Origin of the sequence: Argonema galeatum A003/A1, assembly GCF_023333595.1 — a bacterium.
GTDB classification, from domain to species: domain Bacteria; phylum Cyanobacteriota; class Cyanobacteriia; order Cyanobacteriales; family Aerosakkonemataceae; genus Argonema; species Argonema galeatum.
Map to the genome: position 1 here is coordinate 1 of NZ_JAIQZM010000051.1, position 22,888 is coordinate 22,888.

The window sequence follows — 22,888 nt, forward strand, 5'->3', positions numbered from 1 at the left end:
TGGTGGTGTTGGTGTTGGTGGTGTTGGTGGTGTTGGTGTTGGTGGTGTTGGTGGTGTTGGTGTTGGTGGTGTTGGTGGTGTTGGTGTTGGTGGTGTTGGTGGTGTTGGTGTTGGTGGTGTTGGTGGTGTTGGTGTTGGTGGTGTTGGTGTTGGTGGTGTTGGTGTTGGTGGTGTTGGTGGTGTTGGTGTTGGTGGTGTTGGTGTTGGTGTTGGGTCTACGCCGTCGTCAGTTACCAATCGAATATTTCCTCGCGTGTCGGAACGCGGAAAATTATCGCCCAGCGCCAGTGTTGATGTTCCACTCGTAATAGCTCCGGCAGTTCCGTTGATGCTAGCATCGCCGATGATAAAAGGTGCGATCGGATCTCCTTTATCTCCACCTGCATGGGAGATTGTAATCGCACCGCCTCCAGTTCCGCCCGCAGTAGAAATACTGGCAAATTGTCCTTTTTGATCGCTAAAACTACCCGTAGCCCGGAAAAAGTTTTTAGTGATAATATCTACCGTACCACCTTGACCGCTAGTTCCTCCTTGGGCGTTGATATATTCAACTTCAATGTCATTATCCGGGTCGATAAAAACATTACCCCCATCACCGATAACTGCACTAGAATTAATCTTTCCGGCAGTAATTTCAATTTGTGCTTTTACGGTGATATCCCCACCTTTACTGTTACCGGAAGCATCCAAGTCGCCAGCTTTGACAATTCCATTTTGACTATTGATAGTGAGGTTACCGCCTGTACCAGTATTGGAATGAGAGGTTAGGTTGCCTGTATTGATGTCATTGGGTGCAGAAAGTGCGATCGCACCTCCATTTCCCGCAGTCGAAGAAGCATCGAGATTAGCAGTTGTGACAGTACTATTATTGCTAGTCAGATTAATATTACCGCCTTTTGAAGTAATATTAGCTGTGCTAATCTTCCCGCCAGTAGTTAAATTTACACCATCAGTATCTGTAGTTGTGACATTTCCTTGCAAGGAAATCGTACCCGTTCCCCCCGAATATCGCAGACTGCCAGCATTAATATTTGATGTAGCTGCCAAATTAGCGGCACTTTCAATTAAAATCGCACCGAGTTGTTGATTTGTTCCGCCACCAATTACACCATTGAAATTAACATTCCCAGTACCAGCACGTAAGGTTAAGTCGTTCGCTTCTCCTGCTTCGCTATCCAAAGTATTGGCAAAAGTGATATTACCATTATCAGTATTGAAAACAGCATCTTCGGTGATAGTGACGGGTATGTTAAAAGTGAGAGGACTATTATTAGTTGTAATTCCACTTGATACAAAAACATTCCCAGCGCTGGTAATATCCAATTTACTCAGAGGATTGGTATTACCGACGGCAGCATTAAATCGGATATTACCCGTACCTGCCTCTAGCTGCAATTGTTTCGTACCGTCTAACGTACCCGTAAAAGTAATATCACCAGCGCCTGTACCTGTACTGAGTTTGACATCCGAACCTAGTAGGATGCGTTGTGCGATCGTAATATTTTGATTAGCTGTAGTGATATTTCCATTTAAGGTATTTGTAAGAGCATTCAAAGTAATTGAAGCGTCGCCTGTTCCAGTTAAATTACCATTTATGTTAATTGTTCCGTTTCCCGATTGAATTGTGACCGGATCGTTGAATGTGCTGCTATTGATGGTAACATTTCCGGTGCTGTCCGTGCGACCGATAATAATAGAACGAAAACCACCTTTTAAGTTATCTATTTCTGCCGCCGTTAAATCTAAAGCGTCGGTATCACCAACATCACCCAGCACGATATTTTGTCCGGTTGTTCCCGCTTCGAGTGTAAGATTATTAGTACCAGCTACTGCGCCATTGAAATCAATTTCACTCGCTCTTATAAAGATATTAGTAGCGGTAATTGCTTGCGTGGTGACTTTATTTGTGTTATCAACATTCAAGTCACCGATGGGAGTATTGCCACCAATAGCATCTGTAAAATTGATATTACCCGTGCCAGTTTCTAAGGTAAGATTTCGATTGCCATCGATAGTACCGTTGAATTGAATATCGCCACCGGCAGACGTACCAGTGCTGAGGGTGACGTTATTAGCTAATGTGGTATTGCCGTTGAGAGTGATGTTTTGTTCCGCAGTGGTAATATTGGCGTTTAAGCTTGTGTTTCCAGTCAAAGTAATCGAGGCGTCATCGGTTCCTGTAATGGCATTATTTACTAAGATTGAACCTGTAGGAGACTGAATTAAAACTGGATCGTTAAAAGTAACTGGATTCGATACGGTAATAGCGCCGCTACTCTTATCCCGTCCGATGATAATTTGAGCAAATCCGGGTTGTAAAGTGTTTAGATCGGTGGTGTCTAGATTCAAGTTTGCGTCGTCAGTCGTACCGCCAACAGTAATACCTACACTGGGATTCAGCGGTTGTAATTGAATAACGCCATTGCCTTTAATTTGCGTCGTGCCAGTGAGATTAATTTCATCGCCAGTGAGGGTAATTGTAGCATTGCTTGTTCCAGTGGAGTTAATAAAGGTGTCCGCTAATAAAATTCCTTCTGCACCGCTACCACCAGTTCCTGTCAAGCTGATATTTCCATCTTTGGTGTCAATTCTAGAGGAACTGTTTGTAGATACTCCACTATTTTGATCGGTTCCAGTGCCGCCAGTGCCAGTGAGATCGATCGATCCTATCTCCGTGCTTTCTACTATACTACCGTTTTGAAGGCTAATACCAAGGTTTTGCTTTCCAGTTCCATCACCACCAGTACCGCTGATGCTGATATTTCCATCCTTTGAACTGACTCTGGAGGAATCTAAAACTATCCCTAATATTTGCTCTGTTCCTTTCCCGCCAATACCAGTGAGGATAATATTCCCCGTTCCGGTAGTTTCCACTACACCACTGCTTTTAAAAGCAATGCCGTCGTTACCAATTCCAGTTCCATTACCACCAATACCATTAAAACTAATATCTCCATTCTGCGAACTGACTCTGGAATTACTGTTTATGAATACTCCTGTGTTCCCATCAATTCCATCACCCCCAATACCATTTAGGGTAATTGTTCCCGTCTCATTAGTCTCTACCACACTGCTGTTATCAATCAAAATACCGTGAGAATTCGTACCACCCGCTAATCCTTTACCTTGAATCGAAATATTTCCACCACCAGCATTAACTGTGGAATTATCAATCCTAACTCCATCAGGATTTGCAGTCGTTCCTACTGCTGGATTGCTTGACGGATCTTTGCCACCACCTAAAACGATCGGCCCTCCACCAGAAGTAATCTTAGCATTGGTAATGTCGATCGCACCCGCATCATTTGCATCGGCATCTGCATTCAGAGTGATTTTACCATTAGTGCTGGATGAGAGATTGCCTGCGATAATATCGCCAGCAGCAGAAAGTGAAATTGCGCCACCATCACCTGTGGTAGAACTAGAATCAAGCGTCCCAGCACTGGTATCGATATTGCCGCTATTGCTGGTGACGGTAATTCCGGCTGGTGCGGTAATATTGTTGGTGGTGATATTTTGGTTTGCTAGCAGGGTGACAGAGGCATCACCTGTACCTGCGATCGCACTTCCAGCATTAAATGCGATCGCACCTGTTCCCACAGGAGATTGAATCGTTACCGGATCGTTGAATGTCAGGTTATTGCCGATCGCAATTTGACCGCTGCCATCACTGCTACCGATCGTAATCGATTTAAATCCATCCTGTAAATTAGCTATTTCTGCGGCAGTCAAATCTAAATCGGTACTGTTAGTAGAACTACCCAAGGCGATATTTTGTCCTGCGGTAGCTGGTTCAAGTGCGACGGTATTCGTACCGCTAACAGAACCGTTCAAATCGATTTCACCCGCTTTTAAATTCAATGGGTAATTGTCTGCTGCTAAGGTAGAACCGAAGGAAATCGTAGCAGTTCCGGGATTGAATGTGGTGTTGCCAATTAGAGTAACTGGGGCGCTAAACTTGATATCATCATTGGTGGTACTTAAATTACCCGAAATTGAGACAGAACCAGTACCATCTTGGGTGAAAGCGCCATCAAGAATAAAGTTATCTGCTTTTAAAGTTAAATCTTGCGTGTTAGTGAGAGTGACGCTACCGTTATTGGTTGTTGTTACAGTGTTGTTTAAATTGAGCGTGCCAGTACTATTAATGTCGATATTCCCTGCTACTTTTGTGGTAGAATTAACATTGACATTCTGACCGTTGATATTTAAACCGCTGAGGGGATTGGTATTGCCGATCGCACCCTCAAATGTAACATTCCCAGTACCAGCATCAGCAGTCAACAATTGGTTGCCATCAACTGTACCAGAAAAACTGATGTCGCCTGCGTCAGTACCAGTGCTAATGGTAACATCATTACCCAGAATGGCATTACCGTTAATGACAATATTTTGATTTGCTGTGGTAATACCTGCGTTGAGGTTTATTGTAGCCGCGTTGAGGGTAATTGAGGCGTTGTCCGTGCCAGTAATTTGTCCGTTGAGTGCGATCGATCCTTGTGGAGATTGAATAATCGTAGGATCGTTGAAGGTGATGGGATTAGGAACGGTGATGATTCCGCTTCCATCAGATTTTCCAATCGTAATCGACTTAAATCCATCTTGGAAGGGAGCAATATTTGTGGGTACCATTTCTAAATTTTGACTAGCTGTAAACGGTTGTAAAGTGAGAGTACCGTTTTTGCTGGAAATCGAGTCTTTTCCACCTACTAAGTTAATTATATTGCTAGTTAAATCAATACTTCCGCCGCTGGTAGTACCGCTGGCGTTGATGTTGCTGGCGGTGATACTATTAGGGGCAGAAAGTGAAATTGCACCGCCACCGCCATTATCTGTGATAGAACTAGAATCTAGGGTGCCTGCACTGGTATTTATATCGCCGCTATTGCTAGTGATAGTAATTCCTGCTGGTGCGGTAATATTGCCAGTAGTGATATTTTGGTTAGCTAACAAGGTAATTAAGGCATCGCCTGACCCTGTAATATTGCCAGTTCCATTAATTGAACCAAGTCCTGTGGGAGACTGAATTTTTACGGGATTATTGAATGTAGAATTGCCGTTTAGAGTAATTGTACCGCTGCCGTCTGTGCGACCGATCGTAATAAAACTAAACCCATCTTGGATATTCGCTAATTCAGCTGCATTTAAGTCTAAAGCTGCGGTGTTTGTAGAATCCCCAAGAGTAATATCTTGTTCCGCTGTTGCCGTTTCGAGTACGAGGATATTATTACCAGTTACTGCCCCATTAAAATCTATTTCACCTGCCCTTAAAGTCAGCGGGTTGTTGCCTGCTGCTAAAGTGGAACCGAAAGAAATCTTGGCAGTTCCGGGATTAAATGTAACGTTTCCCGTCAATGTAACTGGCGCTGTAAAGTTGATATCGTCGTCAGTTGTGGTGATGTTTGCTGCCAGGGAAACTGCACCTGTTCCGGTTTGATTAAACGCACCATCTAAATTGAAAGTTGTGTTAGCGCTAATATCTAAGGTATTGCTGTTGTTGACAGTAAAATTACCATTAGTAGTTGTGGTAATATTGCCATTTAGATTAAAAGTGCTACCCGTTAAATTGATATCGCCAGCAGTAGTAATTGCGCTAGCAGTAACCTTGTTAGCGTTATTAATAGTAAGTTGTTGTAAGGCGTTAGTACCACCGAGCGCACCACCAAAATTAATATCTCCCGTACCCGTTTCTAGAGTAAGAGTTTGGTTTCCGTCAACCGTACCTTGGAGTTGAATATCGCCACCCGCACTAGCTCCCGTGCTGAGAGTAACGTTATTGCCAACAGTGGTATTACCCTCGATCGTAATATCTCGATCGGCAGTAGTAATATCGGCATTTAAAGTTGTGTTTCCGCGCAAAGTAATAGAAGCGTTATCGTTGCCAGTAATTTGTCCGTCAACTGCGATCGATCCCCCAGGAGATTGAATAGTCGTGGGGTCGCTAAATGCGATCGCGCCAACGGTAATCGTACCAGTACCATCTGTACGTCCGATAGTAATCGAGCTAAAGCCATCTTTTAAAATGGATAAATTTATCGTCCCTAAATCCAAATTTTGACTTTGATCGAACGTTTCGATCGTCAACTTACCCGTTCCTTGAACCGATTTACTTACGCCAGCGAAGTCAATGCCATTGCTAGTTAAGCTAACGTCACCAGTGTTGGGATAACCTGTAGAATTGATGCCAGCGATCGTAATATTGATAGGAGAAGAAAGAGCGATCGCTCCTGCATTTCCAGTGGCTGAACTAGAATTTAAAGTACCTGCACTGGTATCGATACTACCGAGAGCGCTTTTGAGGTTAATATTTCCACCTGCTCCGTTGCTTTGGGAAGATGAATTAAGATTAGCAGTGGTAATGTCGCCAAGAGCAGAAATAGTAATTGCGCCTCCATTACCTGTTGTGGAACTAGAAGTAATAGTTGCTTGACTCGTATTAATATTGCCGTTATTGCTAGTGAGGTTAATATTTCCATCCGCTGTATTGAGACTGGAGTTTGTATCTAGGAGTATCCCGGTGTTAAAATTGTTGTCATTCCCCCCAATTCCAGTCAGAGCGATCGCACCTGTCCCCGTACTTGTGACTGTGCTAGTGTTTTGAATACTGATGCCGAAGCTGCTTCCTCCAGTGCCTTTGCCAGTGCCAGAGAGGGTGATATTTCCATCTGCTGTGTTGAGGTTGGATGTATATAGGAGTATCCCGGTGTTAAAATTGTTGCCATCCCCCCCAATGCCAGTCAGATCGATCGCACCTGTCCCCGTGCTTGTCACTGTGCTAGTGTTTACAACGAGGCCGTAGTTGTTTTCTCCAGTGCCTTTGCCAGTGCCAGAGAGGGTAATATTTCCATCTGCTGTGTTGAAGTTGGATGTATTTACAAGTATCCCAGTGTTAAAATCCGTGCCATTGCCAGCAGTGCCAGTAAGATCGATCGCACCTGTTCCCGTGCTTGTCACTGTGAGAGTGTTTCCAATATGGATGCCTCGGTTGTGTTGTCCAGTGCCATTGCTAGTACCAGAGAGGGTGATATTTCCATCCGCTGTGTTGAAGTTGGATTTATCTAGGAATAACCCGTCGTTAAAATCCGTGCCATTGCCGCTAGTGCCAGTAATATCGATCGCACCTGTTCCTGTGCTTTTGACTGTGCTAGTGTTTTGAATACTGATGCCGAAGTTGCTTGCTCCAGTGCCTTTGCCAGTGCCAGAGAGGGTAATATTTCCATCTGCTGTGTTGAGGTTGGCGTTATCTAGGACTACATTAATATCGTTATTAGCTTCGGCTGTAATCCCAACTCCCGTCACTGTAATATTAACAGGCGCATTAAAATTAATATTATTAGTTGCTTGCAGAGTTACATTAGTAGTTGCAGCATCAATCAAAGCGGCATCGATCGTATTTCCACCATTATCAGGATCGCTAAATTGATCCACATCAGTCAATGCTGTAAACGATCCCGCACCCGATACAATCGTTATATCTGTTGGATCGAGTAACAGCATTCCTGCTTTTCCATTTGGTGCTAGGGTATTCACATTTCCCTGAAAATCCAATGAATTCCGACCCGACACTTCCACAAATCCACCATCACCACCCAGCTTTCCACCCCGCGCTGTAATCGTACCATAAAGCCTGGTAGCCTCATCCCCCCAAACAATTACCCGTCCGCCATTTCCAGCGGTAAGACTATCAACGGAAATCACCGAATCTTTACTAACAAAACTCCGCGACGCATTCGGTACATCTCCTTTCCCCTGATAATCTCCACCTACACGGACAACACCGCCGTCATTAGTACCGGAAGCGTTAATATTACCGCTAATAACGCCAACTTTATCGCCGAAAACATTAACCGAACCACCAGTTTTACCCGCTACGTTAATATTGCCGGAAGCAATTGCTGTATTACCTGATTGCGGTATCCGAATTCCCGATCCTGTTAGTTCTACGCTACCATCTTTATTTACTTGCACCCCCGTTGCATTACCGCCACTCCCACCCGTCAGCATTTGCGGCAAAGATGCAACTGGCAATGGGTAATTATTGGGTAAATTGCTGCTATTTCCAATTGGTTGAATTTCTAAAGTCAGTAAATATCCCGGCTGACTCAATCGCACTAAACTAGAACCGGGAACCGCTGCTATGGTAATATTACCTTCCGGTGCAGATAATTGTCCGGTATTAACTATCGTACCACCAAGTAAAGTTAAATCTTGCCCTAACGCAACTGCTAAATTACCGGAATTAATAATACTTCCCGGTTGATTCATCGTAAAGGCAAAAGCATTTGGCTTGCCGATCAGGTTTGCATAATTATTAGTACCAATAGCATTAAACCAATTATTACCCAAACCAATCCCATTTGCTGTAGTCGCCGTAAAAGCTGCGGGAACGTTTAAACTGGCATTTGCACCAAACACGATGCCAGATGGATTCATTAAAAATAAGTTAGAATTCCCGCCCGTAACTTGAATCAAACCGTTAATATAAGATGGATTGCCGCCGTTAATTCTGGATAAAATATTTAAGATTTCTGGCGAAGAGATAAAGTTAGCAATTTGCCCGGAATTAACATTAAATTGCTTAAAGCCGTGAAATAAATTAGCGCCATCCCCAGAACGCTGCCCGCCCGTGATATCCAAGCGGTTTCCGTCTGGGGTGACGATCGTATTCGTATTCCCCGATTCTGGTACGATCGGCTGTGCGATAACTGGGTGCGTGAGCGCAAATGCACTCACCAAAGCTGGGAAAAATAAAAAGATACTTCTTTTGGTAGATGCCATAATACGATCTCTTTTTTTGAAAAAAAATAATTTAGTCTATCTGTAAAATCATTGACGGTATGCTGTGAGAACGGGCTGACGAACAAACGCTCGATCGCGCTCTAGTCAAATATACTGAAATTATCCCTTGAACAGCATTGCCTAAAGGCATAAAAATATATGACTGGGGTCATATTCGAGATGATGCGAGATGCTTTATAATAAGTTTTTGCGATCGGGCTTTTTTATTCCTGTAGAGACTCTCCCATTCCGTCGATAAGCAGGTTGGTTGTGGACTGAATACAAAGCCACTCACAACGCCCCAGCCCGCCTGCGATTCCAATCCCCGGCTGAATACAAAGCCACTCACAACGCCCCAGCCCGCCTGCGATTCAAATCGCAGGCTAATAGCGAAAGTCCATTAAAATGGACTGAAAAATTAATATTCAGTCCACTGAAGTGGACTTTCGCTATTAGCTGGGGACTTGAGTCCCCAGCGGGTGAGTCTTACTTGAATAAACCTTATTCCTCACCCTCTGTAAAGTCTACTTGCTCATAAATATCGCTGAACTTAATTTCAAAGTTAATTGAATTTAAAGCTAAAACGGCGTCTTCAGATTCATACTCGCTTAACAACCATTTTTTATCTTCTGTTTTATTATATTGCATAACGTGATATCTTTCCTGGTCAATTAAAATATATTCGCGAAATTCCGGGACCGATCGATAATAAAGGAATTTATCTCCCGCATCGTAATTTTTGGTAGATTTGGATAATACTTCCACAATTAACGAAGGATTCGTTACAGTTGTTGTATTCTTTTCCGTGAAAATCGGTTTTCCCTGAATCACCATCACATCAGGATAAGTGTACTGGCGATAGCGAGGTATCCACAAACGCATATCGCCAATGTATATTTTGTAATTTTGCCCTTTTAAAGCAAACTTTAAGTAAGCGGCAAAATTAAGCGCAATTTGATTATGATTTGACGTTCCACCAGTCATAGCTACAATTTCTCCATCTCGATATTCGCTTTTATATTCTGCTGACTCCTCTAGTTGTAAATATTCTTCTGGAGTATACTGACTTTTGAGTGTTTCTGCTAGCATAAAAGAAACCCATAACTCTACTGCCGGTATTTTAGCACAACTTGTTGGTTATACCAAATCCGGGTTTGTTACCCCTTTAATTTTTGGCCTAAACATTGTAGAGACGTTTCATGAAACGTCTCTACAGCCTATAGACATAAAGGGGGTAATCGTTGCGGATTTGGTATTATTTGGCTAAAGGCAATATTTCTTGTTTCGCCCTCCAGCACCAAAATCTGTTGGCTTAGGGGGTTAGTGCGTAAGTCCAGTTTGGAGTTCCTTTGGGTGTACGATCGGAATTGCCACAGTAAATTTTGCTCCTTCTCCAGTAGCACTTTCGCAACGAATTTCCCCTCCATGCTGCTCCACGACAACTTGATAACTAATCGACATTCCTAATCCCGTCCCAGAGCCAACTTCCTTCGTGGTAAAAAAGGGATCGAATACACGCTTTCGTACCGCTTCCGTCATCCCCTGCCCATTATCGGTAATTGCGATCGCCACCCGCTGTGTGTCAACTAATTCAGTGTGAATAGTAATTGTAGGATTGTCATTGGTTAATAATTTAGTACTCTCCAGCAATGACGAATTATCGATGACGAATGACTTTTCGATCGCATCGTTCGCGAAGCGTGACTCCAAAGAGTCAATCGCATTACTCAGAATATTCATAAACACCTGATTAATTTTTCCAGCATAGCACTCAACCAAAGGCAGCGAACCAAATTCTTTTACCACTGCGATCGCAGGACGATTGGAATTACCTTTGAGGCGGTGCTGCAAAATCATTAAAGTACTCTCGATTCCCTCGTGGAGATCCACTCTCTTGAGTTCGGCTTCCCCAAGGCGGGAGAAGTTTTGTAAGCTAAGCACAATTTTGCTAATCCGTTCGGCTCCCGCGTTTATGGAACCGATGAGTTTAGGCAAATCTTCATCCAAAAAATCCAGATCCATCTCTTCAATAAATTGCTGGATATCTGTTGTAGAATTGGGCAAAGCTTCTTGATACATTTTCACCAGCTTTAACAGGTCAGAAGTATAGCTACTCACATAGGAGAGATTGCCATAAATAAAGCCGATTGGGTTATTAATTTCGTGGGCTATGCCTGCCACAAGTTGACCCAAACCGATCATTTTTTCATTCTGAATTAGTGTGGCTTGAGTCCGTTTAAGTTCATTCAAGGTTTCTGTTAGCTGTGTTTTTTGCGCTTTCAATTGTGCTTCCGATTGGCGCATCTGTGCCTCAGCGCGTTTTTGGTCGGAGATATCGCGCAGAATCGCCAAAACTTCATCCGCTCCGCTAACTACATACCGGGCTTCGTAATGATGCCATTTACCGTTGACCTGCTGAACGTACTCGCCTATTTGCATCGTTTGGGTGGAGAGGGTTTCTTCGACGTAGTGCATCGTCCACGCAGCTAAGTCTTCAGAGAAAATGTCCGATACCGATTTGCCTAGAGCTTGGCGATCGCGTGGCGTTTGTCCGTAGGGTAAATCGCTGGAATGGGAACTGCAAAAGGGTTTCGTCAACTCCTCATCCTCAGACTCTGTTGTTGAGATGCGATCGAATTTTGCACCCCGGTAGTCGAGAAAGATGCCATCAGCATTGATGCGAAACATTACATCCGGGATAGCATCAACAAAAGCGCGATTTTTCGCTTCCGAAGCGCGAAGCGCCGCTTCTACCAGCTTGCGTTCTTCGATTTCCCGTTGCAGAATTGCATTTTGCTCGCCCAGTTGCTTTTGCAGACGCTGAGCGGTTAGCTGATTTTCGACTCTAGCCAAAACTTCTTCAAACTGAAACGGTTTGCTAATGTAGTCCGAACCACCCACATTAAAGGCTTTCACCTTGTTCAAAACATCATCCAAGGCGCTCAAGAAAATTACCGGAATATCGCGAGTTTTTTCTGAAGCTTTTAGCTGAGTGCAGACCTCATATCCGTCCATTTCCGGCATCATAATGTCGAGCAAAATCAGATCTGGAGGAGCCGCCTGTACTGCCATTAAAGCCGTCTTACCGTTAAGTGCCTTGCGAACTTCATACCCCTCTTTGCTCAACATACTCGATAAAAAGCGCAGGTTATCTACCGTATCGTCAACAAGCAAAATGTTATCTTTTTTTTTCATATTTTTGATTGTTATCAGCCACAATAATCTTGCCTTGGTTCCCTTTATATGGATTTTTAATCATTGTTTTGCCCCCCGTTTGTACATGAAAATCACCATTGGGGTTCAGATGCGAGTAGATCGAAAGCCAACTTACTATCCAAAGGTTTAGAAAACAGATAGCCCTGACCGAAGTCACAGTTTAAAGTTCTCAATTGGGTTAACTGATCCTGGGTTTCTACACCTTCAGCGATCGCACTTATCCCCATTCTGTGGGCCATGCTGATAATTGCCGGAACCAACCCCTTCTTTTCTAGTTTTCCATCCATACGATTAACAAAAGACTGGTCAATCTTAAGCGTATTTACAGGGAAACTGTCCAGGTAACTCAAAGAAGAATAGCCAGTGCCAAAGTCATCAATACTTAACTGGATTTTGCGAGCTTTGAGTTGATCTAAAATTATGAGAGCAGATTCCTTATTTTCCATTATGGCACTTTCGGTGATCTCCAGCTTTAAAGTTTGAGGATTCAAATCAGTTTTCTGAAGAACTTGTGCAATCTGTTCAATTAAGTTGGGCTGCGAAAGCAGCCGTACCGAAAGATTGACGCCCATCGTTAACAGTTCTTCAGTTGCGTGCTGCTTCTGCCAGATACTTAGTTGATGGCAAGCTTCTTGCAATACCCAAGTGTCGATCGAGGCAATCAAACCCGTTTCTTCCGCCACCGGAATAAACTCGACTGGAGGAACTAAACCGCGAGTGGGATGTTTCCAGCGTACCAGCGCTTCAAATCCGCTAATTCTGCCTGTATATAGGGAGACGATCGGCTGATAGTAAACGATAAATTCTTTCCGTTCCACAGCCCTTCGCAGGTCATTTTCTAGCTGTAAAAGTTGGAGGGCTTGTTGGTGCATAGCTGGATCGAAAACGTGATACCTCGCTTTTCCTAGTGCCTTAGCGCGATACATTGCGGTGTCGGCATTCCGCAGCAGATATTCTGGCTTATCGTCGTAAGTATTGCTCAGAGCAATGCCAATACTCGCATTGATAAATACTTCATATCTGGATAGTTGAAAAGGAGTTAATAGCTCTTGAAGAATTTGTTCGGCAACTTGTGTAGCCATGCCAATATCTGTAATATTTTCTAGGAGAATGGCAAATTCGTCTCCGCCTAATCGTGCTAGAGTATTAACAGGTTTTAGAGAGCCTTCCAGTCGGCGAGCGATCGCAATCAGCAATTCATCTCCCACCAGATGACCGAGGGAATCATTGACGATTTTGAAGCGATCGCAATCCAGAAACAGCACTGCAAACCGATAATCCGGCAGTTCTTTAGCGCGTTTGAGACTCTCTGACAAGCACTCCATAAATAGCGCCCGATTCGGCAAGTTAGTGAGCGCATCGTGCAGCGCCATGTGCAGCAGTTGATTTTGAAGTTGCTTGCGCTCAATAATTTCTCGCAGGAGTTCTTGATTTGTCACCTCCAGCTGAAAAGTGCGCTCTTTAACCCGTTCTTCGAGTTCAAGATTAAGTTGGTTAATTTTTATTTCTGCATCCCTTAGTGCCAGTTGACTTTTGACGCGAGCTATAACTTCTTCAAACTGAAACGGCTTGGTGATGTAGTCAATACCGCCAACTTTAAACCCTTTTACTTTGTCGAAAACATCATTTAAGGCGCTTATAAAAATCACCGGAATCTTGCAAGTTGGCTCGTCCGCTTTCAGACGCAGACAAACTTCATACCCATCCATATCGGGCATCATAATATCGAGTAATATCAGATCCGGCAAAATCATTTGACACGAAGTAAGCGCTATTTGCCCGTTCAAAGCTTTGCGGACATTATACCCCTGCTCCGTGAGAATCTTGGCTAAAAAACGCAGGTTTGCTGGCGTATCATCAACTATGAGAATATCTTTTTTAGACAACTCAACCCGCTCGTCATTCATTTCGCACCCTCTTGTGTCAATTGCATAATCTTTTCAAACTGAAAGTTATTTGCTAAATCTGTAATAGCGTCTGCCAAAGCGGATTTTTCTGGAGGAATTTGTTCTAGCAAATCCAAAATTATCTCATCGCTGCATTGAACTGCGGCATGGTATAACTCTGCTATCCACTCAGCAGACATTTCAGACAAAAGAGAAACTAAATCTGCTTCTGGCAAAAAATTTGTTGGCTGCATTGCGTTCGCTATTATATCTTCTTCTTCTTCATAGATATATTGAACACCTAGATGTTGGCTGATTTTTCCTAACAAAACCTCCTCTCGAAATGGCTTACCAACAAAATCGTCACACCCAATTGACAGAATCGTCTGTCGCTGTTCGTCGAAAGCACTAGCAGTAAGGGCAACGATCTTAGTTGTCTTACCCAGAGGATGTGCTTTAATCTGTTTAGTCGCTTCATAACCATCCATCACTGGCATCCTCATGTCCATCAAGATCAGGTGCGGTAACCAACTTGACCAGGCGCTAACTCCCTCTAGACCATTTTCCGCCACCTGCACGGAGAAGCCGATTAATGTGAATAGTCTGACTAACAAAAGACGGCTTTCTCTAGCGTCGTCAACTACCAAAATGCGATATTCGGGCTGATTTGGCGCTAAACCAATTACTTTGCGTTTACTTTGAGGTGTCTTAATTTCAGCCGCGTCAGTCAATTTTATTTGAATATCAAAACTAAACAAAGTTACCTTGCCAGGGGTACTGCTGACTCTAATATCTCCACCCATCAATTGTACGTATTTTCGGCTAATAGGTAAACCCAATCCCGTTCCTTGCTGAGATTTACGCCCCGTTTCTGTTTGCCCAAAAGCTTTAAATAAAAGGTCTATTTCTTCGGAGTCGATCCCGGGGCCAGTGTCTTCAATTTCAAAATATAAGGATTGGTTATTGATACTTTCTTCCCCATTCAGCAAGCCCCTTTTTACTCGCAAGGACACACTACCTTTTTGGGTAAATTTAATGGCATTACCGAGCAAGTTAATCAAGACTTGACGCAATTTACTCTCGTCTGCTAGCACATATTGAGGCAGTTCTGATGCAGATTCAAATCGGAGTTGTAGACCCTTGGATTCGGCTTTGAATCGCAGCATTTTTTCTAGACTTTCTATCAAGGAAATTAAGTCAAAGCTGTTTTCATTTAATGTGGTTTGGCCTGCCTCGATTTTGGACATTTCGAGAATGTCGTTAATCAGTTCGAGCAGATGTTCGCCAGCACGATTGATAATTACTAGGTTTTCCTGTTGCTGGCTAGATAGAGAACTGTCACGACTCATCACTTGGGTAAAACCGAGTATAACATTGAGTGGTGTTCTCAGTTCGTGACTCATGTTGGCGAGAAATTCGCTTTTGGCGCGGTTGGCTGCATCGGCGGCTAGAGCAGATTTTTGTAGTGCTTGTGATTGTTTCTGAGTTTGTTCGAGTAATTCGGCTTGCTGCAAAGCAACTCCCAACTGATTGCCAATTTGAACTACGACATTAATTTCTGTTGTTTTCCATTGGCGCGGGGCAGAATTTTGATAAGTTCCCAACAATCCCCAAAGTTTATTGCCAGAGAAGATGGGGACAATGATATAAGCTCTAGCTTGAAATCGCTGCAAGAGTTGGAGGTAACAAGGGCTAAAATTAGCCGAGTAAATGTCTTCGACAACTAAATAGCTTGCGCCTTCGCTGTATACACCGCCTTTGGTTTCTTGCAGATAAGTATCCCGCATTATCAGGGAATCTATGCTATTGAGTATTTTCACAGTGCAATGCTCATCTTCAACTGTATTTTCGGCAAAATTGGGGTAATTGGCTTGTTCTTGCAGTAGAGAAGTCCACTCATTTCCTACAGACTCTGCGAGTAATTCTCCACTCCAGTCAGGATGAAAATGATAGACTACAACGCGATCGCAATCGATGACTTGCCGCAATTCTTGGGTTGTGGCAGCAAATATCGTTTCAATATCCAAAGTTTGGCGCATTCTTTGAATAACTTGGGCTAGAGCTTTCTCCCGTTCTGCACTCTCCTGCAATGCCTCCTCTACCTGTTTGCGTTGGGTAATATCGGCCATTGTCCCGGTCACTCGGTAAGCTTTACCGGAAGAGTCGCGCTGGCATTTAGCTTTCGCCTCAACCCACAACCATTGACCATCTTTGCGTTGTATTCGATGGGTGTTCTGATAAATGGCGGTTTTGCCCTCAAGGTGGGTTTGAAAATCTCCCAAAGCTTTGGGTAAATCATCTGGATGCACTCTATCTAACCAGGTGCTAATTAGATATGGCAATTCTCCTTCGCTGTAGCCGAACATTTTCATCCAAACAGGAGAGAAATAAACTCGATCGGTCCTCAAGTCGCCATCCCAAATGCCGTCATTGGTGCCGGAAACAGCTAGCTGGAAGCGTTCTTCACTTTCTTTGAGGGCTGCTTCTGTGCGTTTGCGATCGCTAATATCGGTAATCGTACCGACGTAGCCTTTAATTTCTCCGTTATCCCCAATTTCTGGCAATGCTTGACCGATTACCCAAACTAGAGTCCCATCAGGGCGCAGGAAACGATACTCAGACTTAAACTCCACCCTAGCTTCTACTGCAAAAGCCCAGTCGGCAAAAACGCGATCGCGGTCATCTGGATGTAAGTTACTTGTCCACCCTTGTCCAGAAGCCATTTCTAAGCAGAGTCCTGTAATCTCACTCCAGCGCTGATTGACATAGAGGCAATTTCCATCGGCATCGGTGTTAAATATACAAACAGGTGAGGCTTCTGCTAAGGTTTGATAGCGGCGTTGACTCTGCTGCAATGCAAATTCTGTTTGTTTGCGATCGCTGATATCTACCCAATAACCAATACATTCGACGGGATTGCCAGCTTTATCCCTGACTAACCTACGCTGATCGTAGACCCAGCGATAAGTGCCGTCTTTGTGCAAAAAGCGGTATTCGCAGGAGTAAGACCGCTGCGATAACAAGTTCGCTAATCCGATAAAAATACGATGGACATCTTCTGGGTGAATATGGTAGCTCCAGAAACTGGAATCTTCTAAAAATTCTTGCACTTCGTAGCCCAACATTGCCCTTACGTTGCGGCTGATAAAAGTAGTCCCAAAATCCTCCCCTGCGTTGCAGCTATAAATAATTGCTGGGCTAGAGGTAAGCAGATATTGCAGGCGTTCGGTTGCCGATTTCAGTGCCAAATCCGCTTTTTTGCGATCGGTGATGTCCTTCTTTGTGCCAAGTAGGCACTCTTGTCCGTCAATTTCGATCAGTTCTGCTGAAAATAGTACCGTTTTTATCTCGCCTGAAGCTGTGCGAAAATCGACTTCGTAATTGCGAATGGCTCTTTTCTCTTGCACGATCTGGAGGATTTTGTGGCGATCTTCTAGATTGACCCACATATTCAGATCTCGGACGGTGCGACCGATTGTCTGTGCGCGAGAATAACCAAAAAAGTTACAGAAGCTATCGTTGACTTCTATGTAGCGTCCCTGGGGGAAAGTTACCAGTCCGATCGGATCTGGAGAAGATCGAAAGGCGGATGCTAATTTTTCTTCAGAGGAATGTCTCGCTGCTTCGGCGCGATGATGTTCCCTTGCTTCGAGTGCCAAAGATATTAAATCTGCGATCGAGCGACTGAAATTTTGATCTTCTGGTGTCCAATCACGAGCAGATCCGATGTGTTCCAAACATAAAACTCCCACCGTCGCCCCCCCCAGTCGAATGGGTGTATCGAGCATAGAGCTAATGCCTAATGGAGTTAGGTAAGACTCGGAAAACTCTTTAGTTCTAGGATCGGCGTGCGCGTCCACAGATGCGATCGGTTCGTCTCGATCCAAAGCTTGAAAATAAGCCGGATAGTCTAATATTGTCAGTTCAAATCCTTGGCTATGTTGGTTAAGACTATGCTCAAATAAGTCAAAGCATTTCAGTTTTGTCTTTGTCTCTTCATACAGCCATACACTAGCTCTTTCAATGGCTAAATTATGGGCAGTCACTTCTGTAATTTCTTGGATAGCAGTTTTAACATTTCCCTGATTGAGGGCTTTAATTTTAGCTAGATTCGCCAATATAATGTTCTGCTCGCGTAGCTTGTTGGCGCTCGATCGCAATGCTTCTTCTGCACAAATGCGATAACAAATTTCTTGTTGTAGTTGTGCATTTTGTTCGGCTAACTGCTTTTGTAATGACTGCACGCGCAATTGATTCTCAACGCGAGCCAAAACCTCTTCTTCATGAAACGGTTTGATGATGTAATCTACTCCTCCGATTGAAAAGGCTTTTACTTTATTGAAAACTTGATTCAATGCGCTGAAAAAGATAATGGGAATATCGCTACTTTGGGAATTTTCTTTTAGGTGTTGGCAGACTTCATAGCCATCAATTCCCGGCATCATTATGTCAAGCAAAATTAAGTCTGGAGGACTTGATTTCACAGACTTGAGAGCCAGTGACCCATTCGGGGCTACCCGGACTCTATACCCTTTTGATGACAACATACCCATTAAAAGTTTCAAATCTTCGGCGTTATCATCAACGACTAAAATATTTGCTTTAAAGTCATTAACTTGCTTTTGGGTCATATTTAAACTGTCTCGCTCTGGATTAAGTTTAATAGCTCTTCAAACTGAAAATTGTTAGCTAAATAAGCTAGCGCATTAGCAATCCGATCGTCTTGTTCGCGAATTTCGTCGATCAGGAGCAGCATCATCGCTAAATCGCACTCGATTGTAGCTTGTTGCAGGGAAGCTAACCAATCAGCAGGTAAGGCAGCAACGACATCCGGTTTGAGAACCAGCGCGTCCGTTTTGGTTGAAGCTGGCGAGTGGGTTAGTTGTTCGTAAACATATAGCACCCCAATATGTTTATTCATTGTTTTAAAGAGATCTTCTTCTCGGAAGGGCTTGCGGATAAAATCATCGCAACCAACTTCTAGAATAATGGCTTCGTCTTCCTGAAAGCTACTGGTTGTTAGAGCAATCACGACAGTGGTTTGGCCTTTAGCGGTCGCTTTAATCCGTTTGGTACTTTCATACCCGTTCATTACCGGCATCTTCATGTCCATCCAGATCAGATGCGGCTCCCAATATTCCCATATCTCAATAGCCTCTTTACCGTTGCTGGCTTCTTTGATATCAAAACCAAGTGGGGAAAGCAGTTTTACAAGTAGCTGGCGATTGTCCCATTTATCGTCCACAATCAGAATGCGATAGCGAGGTTGGTTCGGTTCTAAGCCAATGATTCGCTGTGTCGCTTGTTTGCTCTCGATCTCAGTAGCCTTTATCTGGCTGATTTTAATATCGAATTTGAAGGTGGTGCCTTTGCCAACTTCACTGCTGACAGTTATTTCGCCACCCATCAGTTGGACAAATTTCCGGCTAATAGGCAACCCTAAGCCTGTCCCTTCCTGCGCTTGTTGTCCTGTTTTTGTTTGCACAAAGGCTTCAAATACACTATCTAACTCGTCGGGATCGATGCCATCACCCGTGTCTTCAACTTCAAAATGTAGGGAACAGCGAGTCGCGCTACAGCCTCCCCTACGCTCCACTTCCCACTCGCCCATTCCCCGTCTTACCCTTACCGACACTGTGCCCGATGTTGTAAACTTAATCGCGTTGGTCATTAAGTTAATCAAGACTTGAAGCAATTTAACTTGATCGGTTCGCACATATTTAGGCACGTCTAAGGAAACAAAAATTAACTCCAATCCCTTATCTTCAGCTTTGAGTTGAAACATTTGTTTCAAGTCGTTCAGCAGGCGATGGAGGTCGAAGTTAGTTTCGTGGAGGGTGGTGCGTCCGGCCTCAATTTTGGCCATGTCTAGTACGTCATCGATCACGGTGAGCAGGTGTTCGGCGCTACGCCTAACGATACCGAGATTTTCACCGTGTTCGGAGGGTAGGGTTTGACTGAGGCTCATTATTTGGGCAAAGCCAAGGATGGCGTTGAGGGGCGATCGCAATTCGTGGCTCATATTGGCAAGAAAGGTACTTTTGGCGCGGTTTGCAGCTTCGGCAGCCGCTTTTGCTTCCTGCATTGCTGCCTCTGCCTGCTTGCGTTCGGTGATGTTACGCGCTACCCAGATGACCGAGTTGTTGGGTAAAGGGGAAAGGGAGGCGGCAAACCAAACTTCCTCGTTGTCAAGGGGTAGGCTGTAGTCAAAATCGATCGCTTGGTTTTCTTCTAGTGCTTGCCGTATTTTGCCGAACCAAACTTCCCCTGACTCTTCCCGAAAAAATTGTTCTATAGTTAAGTTGAGCAAATTGGCGTCAGTTTGGCCCGATCGAGCCGGATTTGTCGGTACAACTTCTATGGCTCCTTCTTCGCTAACTATCAGTACAATGTCGGTCATCGCCTCGAAGACTGCACGTATTTTCCGCTCAGAAAAACTCAGCTTTTCCTCAAGTAAGTTACGATCGATAATTTCCTGTTGAAGTCGGGTATTGGCTGCGGTCAGTTCGAGAGTACGCTTTGCAAATTTTCGTTCTAGGGACGTCTTTAATTTTTTCAGTACCGCATTTTGTTTAGCTAATTGTCGCTCTTGTGTATAACGCCGCAGGGCTTCCTTTACAGTCAATACTAGGTCAATTTCATTCCAAGGTTTAGCAATGTAGCGATAAAAGTTGGCAGCGTTAACGGGATCGATTTCTGCCTCAGTAATTGCCTGTTCAGTTAACGCTATTTGCAACATTTTTGGATACCACGTCTGAAACGCGATCGGCAGTTTATCTCCTTTTATCCCTGGCATGAATTGAGCGAAGATAATTAGATTAATTTCTATTCCCTCGTCATGCAATTTTTCAGCAATTTCTAAAGCTTCTTTGCTGCTTCCTGCCACTTCAATGTAATAACTATCTCCCAAGTGGCGCTTTAATTGCTCCAGGAGCAGTTTTAAAACGAATGGATCGTCATCTACACACAAAATGGCACTGCTATTCATCACTTCCTCCCATCCAGAGATAATCTCTTAGCTCTGCTAACTATCATTAAATTATCACGCTTATTTCTTTTTTTTGAGTAGCCAAGTTATCCAGTAACTCTTGCCTCCGACTGAGTGAACCGTCCAAAAGAGTTTAAGCGTGCTTACCAATAATATCGCCAAGGAACTAGAACGCCGCTTCAGTAATCCCAGAAACCGGCAATATGCGGGTTATAGCAAAGTGCAACGGAAGCCGTGCAAACACAGTCGCTTCCTTGCGAGGAATAGCTCTATACTGTCTTAACATATCTGACTGTGGCTATAAATCAACGAAATCTCGACCTTTACAACCAAATAAACCCGGTTTCTCATCCCCATCCGGTGTTCTAGCGTCGGTCATAATTCTAAAAAAATGCTTAAGCTTAAAGAAATAGCAGCTATATAGCCTGCGTAGCCCCAGCATTTCTAGGCTGAGGGCGATTTGCTATTAAAACAACAGGAGTATCCATACGTATGAACTCAAACTCTGGCCGCTTCGACTCAAAAATTCTCAAGCAATGGGTAAACTTGATTGCGATCCTTGCCGCATTCTCACTCAATATTTTAGCCAATATTGCTCCCCTCAACGAGCTTACAATTGGCGAAATTTCTAACACTTTTTTCGGAGAGGTTAAAATCATTCCCGCCAACTATGCCTTCGCAATTTGGGGACTTATTTATTTGGGGTTGATTAGTTTAGGGGTTTATCAAGTACTACCCGCTCAACGAGAAAATCCGAGCTTACATAAAATCGGCTATTTATTAGCAGTAGCCAGTTTTGCTCAAATTATCTGGATATTTCTGTTTCAGTATCGCTTGTTCGCACTTTCTTTACTGGCAATGGTGATGATTTTGCTACCACTAATTGCTATTTATCTGCGCCTGGGGATTGGTTTAGAAAGAGTTAGCAGAAAAGAGTTGTGGTTTGTACATATTCCCTTAAGTATTTATCTGGGTTGGATTAGTGTGGCGACGATTGTCAATGTGGCGATCGCGCTCTACAGTATTAATTGGAACGGTTGGGGAATTAGTCCGCAAGTATGGACAGCAATCATGCTGATTGCCGCAGCGGGGATTGCGGCCACAATTACGGCTAAACGAGCTGATATAGCTTATCCCCTGGTAATTATTTGGGCATTTGTAGCAATTGCTGTGCGTCAGGCTAATCAACTTGCTCTAGCTGCGACAGCTGGTGGTTTAGCGATCGCTTTGGGCTTGTTAGTATTAATACGTCTACTGCGCCGCGCTTAAATTCAGAACCCCACCTTAACCCAAGATGCCATGCTCAAGCTTTACCACACACCCATTTCCCCAAACTCTCGCCGTGTCTGGATTGCACTGCTAGAGAAGCAGATTCCTTTTGAACTGGTGACGCTCAATTTGGATGGGGATCAGTTGCAAGCAGACTTTCTAGCGATTAACCCTTTCCACCACATCCCCGTTTTAGTCGATGATGATTTTAGCATCGTAGAATCTTTGGCAATCCTCGACTATCTGGAGGCGAAGTACCCCACGCCTGCTATGCTGCCTACAGATGCCAAAGCTCTAGCAACAGTGCGGATGGTGGAATTGGTGACTGTCAACGAACTGTTTCCTGCTATGAATCCTTTGACTTATCGGATGTTGGGCATTCCTACGGATGACCCACAGAAGCTGGAACAAGCAGAACAGCGAATACACACGGTACTGAAATTTTTTGAGGGGTTACTGAGGTCTAGCCCTTATTTTGGTGGTAGCTCTACCATCACTCTAGCCGAACTCGTCGCCGGAACAGTCGTGCCTTGGATGCCTGCGCTAGGTGTGCCTCTAGATAATTATCCCCAGGTGAGTGCCTGGTCTGAACGCTTGAGTGCGCGTGAGGCGTGGCAAAATACGCACGTAAGTCTGGAGGAAGTTAAAGCCTTTTTAAAGCCTCGATTCCAACAGCTAATAGCAGCACCGCAGAATCACTGAAGGAACTTGAGCTAAAAAAATACGCCTAGCAGCATCGTGCTACTTGGCG

The 22,888-nt window shown here is 44.0% G+C and carries 8 protein-coding genes; 2 read left to right on the top strand and 6 right to left on the bottom strand.

The genetic code is table 11. The features are described 5' to 3' along the window. The 6 genes from LAY41_RS29525 to LAY41_RS29550 form a co-directional block, all read right to left on the bottom strand. A partial coding sequence (locus LAY41_RS29525; RefSeq protein WP_249105878.1) for a two-partner secretion domain-containing protein occupies nucleotides 1–8,778 on the bottom strand: 8,778 nt, incomplete at its 3' end. Nucleotides 8,779–9,279: 501 nt separating this feature from the next. Beyond that, nucleotides 9,280–9,867: a Uma2 family endonuclease gene (locus LAY41_RS29530; RefSeq protein WP_249105880.1), complete on the bottom strand. Its 588-nt coding sequence runs from the start codon at nucleotides 9,865–9,867 to the stop codon at nucleotides 9,280–9,282. Nucleotides 9,868–10,098: 231 nt separating this feature from the next. Beyond that, complete coding sequence (locus LAY41_RS29535) at nucleotides 10,099–11,973, bottom strand: response regulator (RefSeq protein WP_249105883.1); 1,875 nt, start codon at nucleotides 11,971–11,973, stop codon at nucleotides 10,099–10,101. A gap of 92 nt (nucleotides 11,974–12,065) precedes the next feature. Continuing rightward, nucleotides 12,066–13,901: a two-component system response regulator gene (locus LAY41_RS29540; protein WP_249105885.1), complete on the bottom strand. Its 1,836-nt coding sequence runs from the start codon at nucleotides 13,899–13,901 to the stop codon at nucleotides 12,066–12,068. After that, nucleotides 13,898–18,511: a PAS domain S-box protein gene (locus tag LAY41_RS29545; RefSeq protein ID WP_249105887.1), complete on the bottom strand. Its 4,614-nt coding sequence runs from the start codon at nucleotides 18,509–18,511 to the stop codon at nucleotides 13,898–13,900. Before LAY41_RS29545 ends, LAY41_RS29540 begins: the two co-directional genes overlap by 4 nt. A 2-nt stretch (nucleotides 18,512–18,513) precedes the next feature. After that, nucleotides 18,514–20,868 carry an ATP-binding response regulator gene (locus tag LAY41_RS29550; RefSeq protein ID WP_249105890.1) on the bottom strand — a complete coding sequence of 785 codons (2,355 nt, stop codon included), beginning with the start codon at nucleotides 20,866–20,868 and terminating at the stop codon, nucleotides 18,514–18,516. Nucleotides 20,869–21,360: 492 nt separating this feature from the next. On the opposite strand from LAY41_RS29550, the gene LAY41_RS29555 reads away from it, so the two are divergent. Together LAY41_RS29555 and LAY41_RS29560 are read left to right on the top strand one after the other, a co-directional pair. Beyond that, nucleotides 21,361–22,137 (top strand): tryptophan-rich sensory protein, encoded by a 777-nt coding sequence (locus LAY41_RS29555; RefSeq protein WP_249105893.1) that lies wholly within the window; start codon nucleotides 21,361–21,363, stop codon nucleotides 22,135–22,137. Between the two features lie 30 nt (nucleotides 22,138–22,167). Beyond that, nucleotides 22,168–22,839 (top strand): glutathione S-transferase family protein, encoded by a 672-nt coding sequence (locus tag LAY41_RS29560; protein WP_249105895.1) that lies wholly within the window; start codon nucleotides 22,168–22,170, stop codon nucleotides 22,837–22,839. The last annotated feature ends 49 nt before the right edge of the window (nucleotides 22,840–22,888 follow it).

Bases quoted from the DNA above. Each gene is read 5' to 3' on its own strand.
- LAY41_RS29545 (WP_249105887.1), bottom strand. From the start codon at position 18,511: ATGACCCAAAAGCAAGTTAATGACTTTAAAGCAAATATTTTAGTCGTT.
- LAY41_RS29535 (WP_249105883.1), bottom strand. From the start codon at position 11,973: ATGAAAAAAAAAGATAACATTTTGCTTGTTGACGATACGGTAGATAAC.
- LAY41_RS29550 (WP_249105890.1), bottom strand. From the start codon at position 20,868: ATGAATAGCAGTGCCATTTTGTGTGTAGATGACGATCCATTCGTTTTA.
- LAY41_RS29555 (WP_249105893.1), top strand. From the start codon at position 21,361: ATGAACTCAAACTCTGGCCGCTTCGACTCAAAAATTCTCAAGCAATGG.
- LAY41_RS29530 (WP_249105880.1), bottom strand. From the start codon at position 9,867: ATGCTAGCAGAAACACTCAAAAGTCAGTATACTCCAGAAGAATATTTA.
- LAY41_RS29560 (WP_249105895.1), top strand. From the start codon at position 22,168: ATGCTCAAGCTTTACCACACACCCATTTCCCCAAACTCTCGCCGTGTC.
- LAY41_RS29540 (WP_249105885.1), bottom strand. From the start codon at position 13,901: ATGAATGACGAGCGGGTTGAGTTGTCTAAAAAAGATATTCTCATAGTT.